Genomic DNA, 9418 nt, shown 5'->3' with positions numbered 1-9418 from the left:
CCTGCGGCCTCGGCGCTGCCGTGCCCCCGTCGGCCGGCGAACGCGCGCTGGGCCTGGCGGGCAGCGAGCACGACGAGGATCGTCACGAGCGCACCGAGTGCGCCGGCCGGGGGTGTGCCGGCGACGATATTGGCTCCGATGACGCCGAGCCAGAAGACGATGCCGGTCCCGGCGGCGGCCAGGAGCCACAGCAGGCGTGCGCGCCGCCCGAAGGCGACGAGCACCCCCGCGATCCCGCAGACGACGAACGGCAGCAGGCTCAGGCGCGCGCTCGCGACGCCCAACTCTTGAAAGCTCAGCCCCGTCATGCCCGCCGCGACGAGGATGCCTGGCGCCATCGCACCCCACGGCACCGCGGCGAGCCCGAGGAGCGAGACGATCGCCGCGCGCGCCGGCGGGATCCCCACGTGTAACAGCAGCGGCACCCCGATCATCGCGCCGATCCCGAAGCCCATGACCGACTCGGCGAACGGGGTGATCCCGTGCACGACGAGCAGCACGGTGACCACGGGCGTCCCGGCCGCTGCCGCGAGTCGGCGCGCGAGCACCTGTTGGGATCCCGTGCGAGTCGTCAGCGCCGCGAGCACGAGTCCGCCCCCGATGATGAGGAGGATCTCGACCATGAGCGGCAACCATCGGATGATGTCGGCGCGCGCCGCCGCGACATCGAGCGGGTAGCGCAGCGCCACCGCGACCCCCACCGCGAGTAGCGCGCTGACCGCGGCCCCGGTCGCCCGCAGCCCGGAGGCGACCGCGGCGCCGACGGCAAGCACGGGCAGGATCGCCAGGAGGGTGTCGAGCACGCGCTCTATTGTCGCCGGGCCGTCAGCGCCCCAGCAGCCGGGCGAACTGGCCGCGCGAACCGGGCCGGCACAAGGGTGCCGGGACTCTCCGGTCAGGGTAGAGAAGCAGCGACGGGGTCGTCACCGCCGCCTAAGGTGGGTCGCGCCGGAGTCGGGTTGAGACGAGAGGGGCGGTCGATCGCGATGGGGACGCAGCTGTCGAGGACGGCACAGAGCCCGGACGGGTGGCTGTGCGCGACGTGTGGGTGGGAGTACGCCCCCGGGCCGGTGCCGGAGCAGTGCCGGATCTGCGTGGACGAGCGCCAATACGTGCCGACGGGCGGGCAGCTCTGGACGACCCTGGCCGAGTTGGCTCGCGACGGGGCGCGCGTCGAGGTCGTCGAGGTCGAGCCTGACCTGTGGGGCCTGCAGGTCCCCGACTTCGGGATCGGTCAGACCGGGTTGCTTGTGCGGACTCCGGAGGGCAACCTCCTGTTCGACGTGCCGGGCTTTATCGACGACGGGGCGGTCGCTCGGGTGCGTGAGCTCGGCGGGATCGCCCATATCGTCGCGAGCCACCCGCACATGTACGGCGTGCAGTCGCGGTGGAGCGCCGCCTTCGACGACGCTCCGATCTGGGTCGCTGCGGCGGATCAGGAGTGGCTCGGCCACCGACCGGCGGCCGTGCGGACGTGGAGCGAGCGCTTCGAGGTGCTCCCCGGGATCGTCCTCGACCAGATCGGCGGGCATTTCGTGGGCAGCACCATCGCCCACTGGCGTGACGGCGCTCAGGGACGCGGAGTCCTGCTGGCCGGCGACGCGATCTTCCCGACGCCGGACGGCATGGTCACCTTTCTGCGCAGCTACCCCAACCGCATCCCGATGTCCGCAGCCGTCGTGCGCCGCCTCGCCGAGCACGCCTCCCGCTACGAGTTCGACTCGCTCTACAACAACTTCGGGTCCCGCGCCGGGCCGGGCGCCCCCGACATCGTGCGCCGCTCGGCGCAGCGCTACGCCGCCTGGGTCAGCGGCGACAACGACCACCTCACCTGAAAGTCCGTCGTCGTGGCAGGAGTCGAGATGTTCGCTCGTTACGAGGAATTCGCGATCGACACCGGGGAGGTCCGGATCACCGGGCGGGCCGGCGGGCAGGGGTCCCCGCTGCTGCTCCTGCACGGCCACCCGCAGACCCACCTCATCTGGCACCGGATCGCCGACGATCTCGCGCTGGATCACCACGTCATCGCGATGGACCTGCGCGGCTACGGCCACTCGTCCCGGCCGCCCGGCGGCGGCGACCACGCCGCCTACTCCAAGCGGACCATGGCCCGCGACGCCATCGAGGTGATGCGCCAATTCGGCCACGAACGCTTCGCGGTCGCGGCCCACGACCGCGGGGCCCGGGTCGCGGCACGGCTCGTGGCCGACCACCCCGATGCAGTGAGCGCCGCGATTCTCATGGACATCGCGCCGACGCTGGACATGTACGAGGGCACGACGCGGGACTTCGCGACGGCCTACTGGCACTGGTTCTTCCTCATCCAGCCCGAGCCGCTGCCCGAGCTGCTCATCGCGGGCGACCCGGCCGCCTACATCGAGCTGCTCATGGGCAACCGCCCCGCCGGCCTCGCGCCGTTCCCCCCGGAGGTGCTGCAGGCGTACGTCAAGGCGATGACCGGCCCGAACGCGGCCCACGGCATGTGCGAGGACTACCGCGCCGCCGCGACGATCGACCTCGAGCACGACCGGGCCGACCGGGCGGCCGGGCATCGGATCACGACGCCGCTGCGCGTCCTCTGGGGGCGACACGGCGTCGTCGAGCAGCTCTTCGACCCGCTGACCCTGTGGCGCGCGGTCGCCGACGATGTCAGCGGCGAGGCCCTCGACTGCGGGCACTACCTGCCCGAGGAGGCGCCCGGCCCGGTGCTCGCGCACATTCGAGACGCGCTCGACGATGGCCCGACCGACCCGGATGTCGCAGCCGTACCTTTGCGCGCCCCGGGCCCGAAGGGGACCGGCTATGACCCCGCCTTCCTCGGCCTCGACCTCCCGGCGCCGACGAGCGCCCACGACGATGCGGTCCTCCTCGACGGGAGCCCCTGGCTGCCGTACCAGCACTTCTCGGTGATGCTCTCGAGCACCCGCCGCCTGGCGCGCCAGGTCGCCTGGACCATCGACGCCGCGACGCTGCAGGACCTGCCTCGCTCGGGGCTTCGCTTCCGCGCCGATCCGCGAATCGACGAGGACCTGCAGGTGCTCGACGACGTCTACGCCGCCAACCGCCTCGACCGCGGGCACCTCGCCCGCCGCGCGGACCTGCTGTGGGGGACGGTTGCGCAGGCTCGACGCGCCAACAGCGACTCCTTCTACTTCACGAACATCACGCCGCAGATGGACACCTTCAACCAGTCGGGCAAGGCGGGCGACTGGGGCCTGCTCGAGAACTCGCTCCTGGAGTACGTGCGGCAGACCCCGCTGCCACGGGTCGCGGTCTTCGGCGGTCCGGTCCTGGCCGACGACGATCCGGCGTACCGCGGGGTCGCTGTGCCTCTGTCCTTCTGGAAGGTGCTCGCCTATCGCGTCGAGGACGCGCTGACCTGCAAAGCCTTCCTCGTGACCCAGTCCCTGGCGGGGCTCGAGCCGTTCGGCCTCGACGACCAGTACCTCATCCACGGCCTCCCGCTCCGCGAGCTAGAGGAGCGGACGGGCCTGGGCTTCGCCGATGTCCTACACGATGCGAGTCGCGCGCCTGCCGGCCTGCGCCCGACCCGGAGCGTCGTCACCGATCCCTTCGCCATCGACTGGTCTCGCTAACTGGCCCAGCGACAAGAGCCCCGCACCTCGGGTGAGGCGCGGGGCTCCGTCCCGTCGCGTCCGTCGCGTCCGTCGCGTCCGTCGCGTCCGTCGCGTCCGCCGCGTCAGGCGCCTCCGCCGCGTCAGGCGTACGTGAACCGCCCGATGAGCGACTGCAACTGCGAGGCGTTCTGGGCGAGCTCGCTCGCGGCGACGGCGGCGCTCGCGGAGCCGGCGTTGACCTCGGCGGCAGCGCTGGCGACCGACCGGACGCTGCTGGCGATCGAGCCGGAGCCCGTGGCGGCCTCGCCGACGCTGCGACTCATCTCGTTGGTCGTGGCGGTCTGCTCCTCGACGGCCGAGGCGATGGCGCTCTGCGTGTCGTTGATCTGCGCGATGATCGTGGCGATCTCGCTGATGGCCTGCACCGCAGCCTCGGTGTCGAGCTGAATGGCTTCGACCCGGCGGCCGATGTCCTCGGTCGCCTTGCCCGTCTCCTGCGCGAGGTCCTTGACCTCGTTGGCGACGACCGCGAAGCCCTTACCGGCCTCTCCGGCGCGCGCCGCCTCGATCGTGGCGTTGAGAGCCAGCAGGTTGGTCTGCTCCGCGATACTCGTGATCGCCTTGACGACCTCACCAATCTGGGCCGAAGACTCGCCGAGCTTGGCGACCGTCGTGTTCGTGCGGTCCGCCACGTGCACGGCCTGGCCTGCCACGGTGGCGGCATTCGACGCCGACTGGGCGATCTCGCGGATCGAGGCCGTCATCTCCTCCGTACCGGCCGCGACCGTCTGCACGTTGCGAGAGACCTCCTCCGCCGACGTCGAGATGTTGCCCAGGGACCGCGCCGAACCCTCAGTCGAGGCGCCCGTCTGCGCGGCGTTCGCCGAGAGCTCCTCGGAGGAGGCGGCAACGGTCGTCGACACCTGGCTGACCTGCGAGAGCAGCGCGGCGATCGCCAGGCGGGTCTCCTCGGCCGACTCGGCCATCTGACCGACCTCGTCGTGGCTGTCGACGTGCACCGGCACGGTCAGGTTGCCGCGGCCCATGGCCTGCAGCGTCTCGCGGACGGCACTGACACCGGCGACGATGCGACGCGCGATGAACAGCGCGGCGGCGGTCAGCGCGGCCAGCACGGCCAGCAGCGTGACGATGATGATGATCGTCGTGCTGGTGGTGGTGGAGGTCTGGTCGGCCTCCGCCAACTTGACCCGCTGCGCCGCGGTCTCCACGAGCGCATCGCTGGAGGCGGCCATCGCCTCTGCATGCTGCGTCGACTCGCCGAGGGCGATCTCGCGGGCCCGGTTCAGCCCCGCGGTGCTGTTCTGGCTCACGGCGGCCCACGCCTGGGCGTCGCTGGTCTTGAAGGCTTCCCACGACTGGGTCAGCGCTGCCAGATGCTGCTGACCCTCCTGGGTGGCGGGCTGCGGAAAGCCGGCCAGATGCGCGTCGGTCGCCTGCACGACGGCGTCGAACTTGGCCCGCGATTCTGCGATCGTGTTGCCGCCGTCGGTAGCGAAGCCGTCGATGATGTAGCGGTTCTGCTGGCGCTTCGCGTCGTAGGCGTCGGCCTTGATGGCGGCAGAGGCCATCTCGACCGTGTACGCCTCGCCGATCTCGTTGGCGACGCGGTTCATCCCTGACAGCGACCAGAAATTCAGCGCGGCCAGGAGCAGGGCACCAATGAGGCCGACCGCGCCGACGGTCAGGATCTTCGTTCGGACACTTAGCCCGTTGAGCAGGTTCGACAGAGCTGACATGTGAGGCCTTTCGCGGCCCGGTGCCGTCACAGAGCCGAAAGCTGATTGAGAGTGACGCCTGCCTAATCGCCGTTCGCGAGAAGTCCCGTAGCAATCAGGCGGCCAGTGGGTGTGTCCACCCATCGCCTCCGCTGGATTTGGGGCACATCGGGCTTTCGCCCACTGCGCGCGATGCGCAGGGTGGCGAGACAGGCGCGGCTCGATCGTCGTACCATCGAAGACGGCCCTGACAACGCGGGCCACTTGACGCGGCACTGCAGCGGCTTTGCGTGGCGATCCCGACGCCGGCCCCGACCCCGCGACCACAGATCTATATCCGCACCGGGCCGCGCGGCGGCCCGGCCGTGAGGACGTGATTCACATGACCGAAGAAGAGACCGAGGCCCGCCGGGCACTCCAGGAGTCGATGGATCTGCGCGACCAGGGCCACTCCTGATCCGCAGCTCGACAACCAACATCAGCGGGGCGGTGCCGGCTATCGGCACCGCCCCGCTGGCGTCTGGCCCGCGCGTCTGGTTGCCAGGGCCCGCACGAGATCCCGATGTGCGAGACCCGCGTATCGACTAGCAAGACGCCTCGCTAACCTCAGCGTATGGCGCAGACAGGCTCGGAGCAGGGCAACGGCGGGGTCCAGCGGTTCGACATCGGGGTGATCGCCGGGGACGGCATCGGACCGGAGGTCGTGGGGCAGGGCCTGGCGGTTCTGCGGGCTGTGGCGCAGGGCGCCGGCATCGAGGTGACCACCACGGATTACGACCTCGGCGCCAAGCGCTGGCACCGCACCGGCGAGGCCCTACCCGAGGGGACTCTCGACGAGCTGCGCCGACACGACGCGATCCTGCTCGGCGCCATCGGCGACCCGAGCGTGCCCAGTGGCGTGCTGGAGCGGCAGTTGCTGCTGACCATCCGCTTCGCCTTCGACCACTACGTCAACCTGCGCCCCGCTCGACTGTTCCCTGGCGTCCGCAGCCCCCTCGACGTGGCGCGCGTCGCGCCCGAGGGCATCGACTTCGTCGTCGTCCGCGAGGGCACCGAAGGGCCCTACACCGGCAACGGCGGCGCCCTACGCGTCGGCACCCCGGCCGAACTGGCCACCGAGGTCAGCGTCAACACCCGGTACGGCGTCGAGCGCGTCGTGCGCGACGCCTTCGCACGCGCCCAGGCCCGGCCCCGCAAGCACCTGACCCTGGTGCACAAGCACAATGTGCTCTCGTACGCCGGGCACCTGTGGCGGCGCACGGTCGAGGAGGTCGGGGCCGAGTTCCCCGACGTGACCACGGCCTATCAGCACGTCGATGCCGCGACGATCTTCCTGGCCACCGACCCGGGGCGCTTCGACGTCATCGTCACCGACAACCTCTTCGGCGACATCATCACCGACCTGGCGGCCGCGGTCGTCGGCGGCATCGGCCTGGCCGCCAGCGGCAACATCAACCCCGACGGCACCGCTCCGAGCATGTTCGAGCCGGTCCACGGCTCCGCGCCCGATATCGCCGGGCAGGGCAAGGCCGACCCCACCGCCACGATCCTGTCCGTCGCCCTCATGCTCGACCACCTGGGCCGCCCCGACCTCGCGGCCGCCGTCGAAGAGGCCGTGGCCGCCGACCTCGCCGAGCGCGCCGACAGCGTTCGCTCCACCGAGCAGATCGGCGCCGATATCGCGGCTCGCCTGCGCTGAGCGCGCCCCGCGCGATCGTCCCCGACTCCAGCCGCCCGCGGGTACTCTGCAAGGACATCCGGCCCTCGACGCCCCCACGCCACCCACGCACAGGAGCCACCATGTCGCTGTCCTACTCGCTCTCCGCACACCCCAGCCCCACGAGCGAGCAGGAGCGCGAAGGCATCCTGGCCAATCCCGGATTCGGCAAGCAGTTCACCGATCACATGGCGGTGGCGACGTGGACGAAGGGCGAGGGCTGGCACGACGGAAAGGTGGTGCCCCGCGGCCCGTTCCAGCTCGACCCGGCCGCAGCGGTGCTGCACTACGCCCAGGAGGTCTTCGAGGGCCTCAAGGCCTTCCGCCACGAGGACGGCTCCGTGTGGTCGTTCCGGCCCGAGCAGAACGCCCGCCGCCTGCAGCGCAGCGCCTCGCGTCTGGCGATGCCCGAGCTGCCCGAGGAGGACTTCCTAGGGTCCATCAAGGCGCTCGTAGCCGCCGACGAGGCCTGGGTCCCCGCCTACGGCACCGGCGAGACGTCGCTGTACCTGCGGCCGTTCATGTTCGCCTCGGAGGCGTTCCTGGGAGTGCGCCCCGCGCACGAGATGACCTACTGCGTCATTGCCTCCCCGGCCGGGGCCTACTTCCCCGGCGGCATGAAGCCGGTGTCGCTGTGGATCTCGACCGACTTCGCCCGCGCCGGAGAGGGCGGCACCGGGTCCGCCAAGTGCGGCGGCAACTACGCCTCCAGCCTCGCCGGGCAGCTCGAGGGCGCCGCGCACGGCTGCGACCAGGCCGTCTTCCTCGACTCCTCGACGCACACCTACATCGAGGAGCTCGGCGGCATGAACCTGTTCCTCGTCTACCGCGACGGGCGCATCGTCACCCCCGAGCTGACCGGCACGATCCTGGAGGGCGTGACCCGCGCCTCGATCCTGCAGATCGCCAAGGAGATGGGCCTGCAACCCGAGGAGCGGCGCATCCCGATCCAGGAGTGGAAGGACGGCGCGGCCTCCGGTGAGCTCGCCGAGGTCTTCGCCTGCGGCACCGCGGCCGTCGTCACCCCCGTCGGCACCCTGAAGTGGGACGGCGGCGAGGTCACCGTCGGCGACCAGAGCGTCGCCGGGGGAGTCGGCGAGAACACCGCCGACATCCGCCGGCGCCTGCTCGACATCCAGTACGGCCGCGCCGAGGACACCAACGGCTGGATGACGCGCCTGGTGTGATCGGAGGCCATCGATCCGGGGGCACTCGACCGACATAGCCGACGACCGGGATTCATGAAGGAGCCACCCGTGCTGCGTCCCACCGGATTCAAGGCCAACCTCATCATGGGCCTGACGCCCCTGGTCGCGGTCGTGCTCTTCTTCGCCACCCGCAGCTGGATGTGGTTTCTGCTCGTGCCCGTCGTCGGCGTCTGGCTCTACGGCCCCAACGGCGATCGCTGACCGCCGCTCTCAGTTCGGCTCAGTTCGGCGCTGCGGCCAAGGCCGGTTGCGGGTGCCCGGCGAGCAGGTCGTCGCAGGCCCGCAGCAGGCGGGAGCGTAGGGCGGCGGCCTCACCGGCCAAGTCCTGCTGGGCGGCCACGTACTCGGCGCGGCCGGCGGCGGTCTCGATGGGGATCGGTTCGTAGCCCAGGTCGCGCAAGTCGTAGGGGGAGGCCCGCATGTCGACCTCCCGAGCCCGGCGGGCGTGCTCGAAGCAGTCCATCACCAGCTCCGAGGCGATGGCCGGGGTCAGCGTGTACGCCCACTTGTAGAGGTCCATGCCCGCGTGCAGACAGCCCGGCTGTTCCAGGGTCGGTCGCAACTCCAGCGTCGGCGTCAGCTCGTTGCGTCCGGAGGCCTGCGGCGTGAAGAACCGGAACGCGTCGTAGTGGGTGCAGCGCAGCGGCCGCGACTCGACGACCGCGTCGGTGCCCGCCGCGCCCAACCGCAGCGGCCACGGATGCCGCACCTCCGGGCTGCGGTAGACCATCGCCCACTCGTGCAGCCCGAAGCAGCCGAACCGCGGCGGGCGGGAGGCGGTGGCCGCCAGGAGGTCTCGCACGTAGCGCACCCCCGACCCCCGCTCGGCCAGAAAGCCCGGCACGTCGAGCCGCACGTCGCCTCCGGCGACTTGGTAGTGGCGCCGGCCCGCGTGCTCGGAGTCCGCGGCCTGCGTCAGGGTCACCCCCGCTCCGGGGTGCCAGCGGCGCAGCTGGCCGGGGCGGAATCGGAAATATATCCACAGGAAGTCGTCGACCGGGTGCTTGGCGCCGCGACTGCGCCTGGACAGATACCCGGCCGCGGCCTCGTCGACCCGCCTGACGTGCGCGGATTGCCGCGCAAGCCACTCTCCAGGCGCCAGTTTCACCGGCCCAGGATAGGCGGCGTCGGCGAGGGTCGTGGCCGTGCCGGGGTGGCCGGGGTCGGGCATCACCCTGG

Annotated in this window: 9 protein-coding genes; 6 read left to right on the top strand and 3 right to left on the bottom strand. The window is 71.3% G+C overall.

Annotation, left to right across the window (positions count from 1 at the left end; genetic code table 11):
- Window positions 1-803, bottom strand: an 803-nt coding sequence (locus tag KILIM_RS18060; RefSeq protein WP_006594176.1) for an L-lactate permease, incomplete at its 3' end; no start/stop codon positions are given.
- A 183-nt stretch (window positions 804-986) separates the two neighbouring features.
- Here KILIM_RS18060 and KILIM_RS18055 point away from each other — a divergent pair.
- Together KILIM_RS18055 and KILIM_RS23495 are read left to right on the top strand one after the other, a co-directional pair.
- On the top strand, window positions 987-1835 hold the full coding sequence (locus tag KILIM_RS18055; protein ID WP_006594175.1) for an MBL fold metallo-hydrolase: 849 nt from the start codon (window positions 987-989) through the stop codon (window positions 1833-1835).
- Window positions 1836-1862: 27 nt separating this feature from the next.
- Window positions 1863-3596, top strand: a complete 1734-nt coding sequence (locus tag KILIM_RS23495) for an alpha/beta fold hydrolase (RefSeq protein ID WP_006594174.1) — start codon at window positions 1863-1865, stop codon at window positions 3594-3596.
- 122 nt (window positions 3597-3718) lie between these two features.
- Here KILIM_RS23495 and KILIM_RS18045 read toward each other — a convergent pair whose 3' ends face one another.
- Complete coding sequence (locus KILIM_RS18045; RefSeq protein ID WP_006594173.1) at window positions 3719-5335, bottom strand: methyl-accepting chemotaxis protein; 1617 nt, start codon at window positions 5333-5335, stop codon at window positions 3719-3721.
- Window positions 5336-5600: 265 nt separating this feature from the next.
- Here KILIM_RS18045 and KILIM_RS24705 point away from each other — a divergent pair, with 265 nt between their 5' ends.
- The 4 genes from KILIM_RS24705 (at window position 5601) to KILIM_RS24160 (ending at window position 8440) form a co-directional block, all read left to right on the top strand.
- Window positions 5601-5771: a hypothetical protein gene (locus KILIM_RS24705; protein ID WP_006594172.1), complete on the top strand. Its 171-nt coding sequence runs from the start codon at window positions 5601-5603 to the stop codon at window positions 5769-5771.
- Window positions 5772-5927: 156 nt separating this feature from the next.
- A complete protein-coding gene (locus KILIM_RS18035; protein ID WP_006594171.1) occupies window positions 5928-7013 on the top strand; it encodes a 3-isopropylmalate dehydrogenase in 1086 nt (361 codons plus the stop codon).
- A gap of 101 nt (window positions 7014-7114) precedes the next feature.
- The gene (locus tag KILIM_RS18030; protein ID WP_006594170.1) at window positions 7115-8218 is read left to right on the top strand and encodes a branched-chain amino acid aminotransferase; all 1104 of its coding nucleotides are present in this window, start codon (window positions 7115-7117) and stop codon (window positions 8216-8218) included.
- Window positions 8219-8287: 69 nt separating this feature from the next.
- Window positions 8288-8440 carry a hypothetical protein gene (locus KILIM_RS24160; RefSeq protein WP_006594169.1) on the top strand — a complete coding sequence of 51 codons (153 nt, stop codon included), beginning with the start codon at window positions 8288-8290 and terminating at the stop codon, window positions 8438-8440.
- 19 nt (window positions 8441-8459) lie between these two features.
- Here the strand turns inward: KILIM_RS24160 and KILIM_RS18025 are convergent, their stop codons facing one another.
- Window positions 8460-9410, bottom strand: coding sequence for a hypothetical protein (locus KILIM_RS18025; RefSeq protein ID WP_006594168.1), 951 nt, complete (start codon window positions 9408-9410; stop codon window positions 8460-8462).
- Between the last annotated feature and the right edge of the window lie 8 nt (window positions 9411-9418).

Origin of the sequence: Kineosphaera limosa NBRC 100340 (genome assembly GCF_000298215.1) — a bacterium.
GTDB lineage: Bacteria > Actinomycetota > Actinomycetes > Actinomycetales > Dermatophilaceae > Kineosphaera > Kineosphaera limosa.
This window is presented reverse-complemented; position numbering and strand designations above follow the sequence as displayed.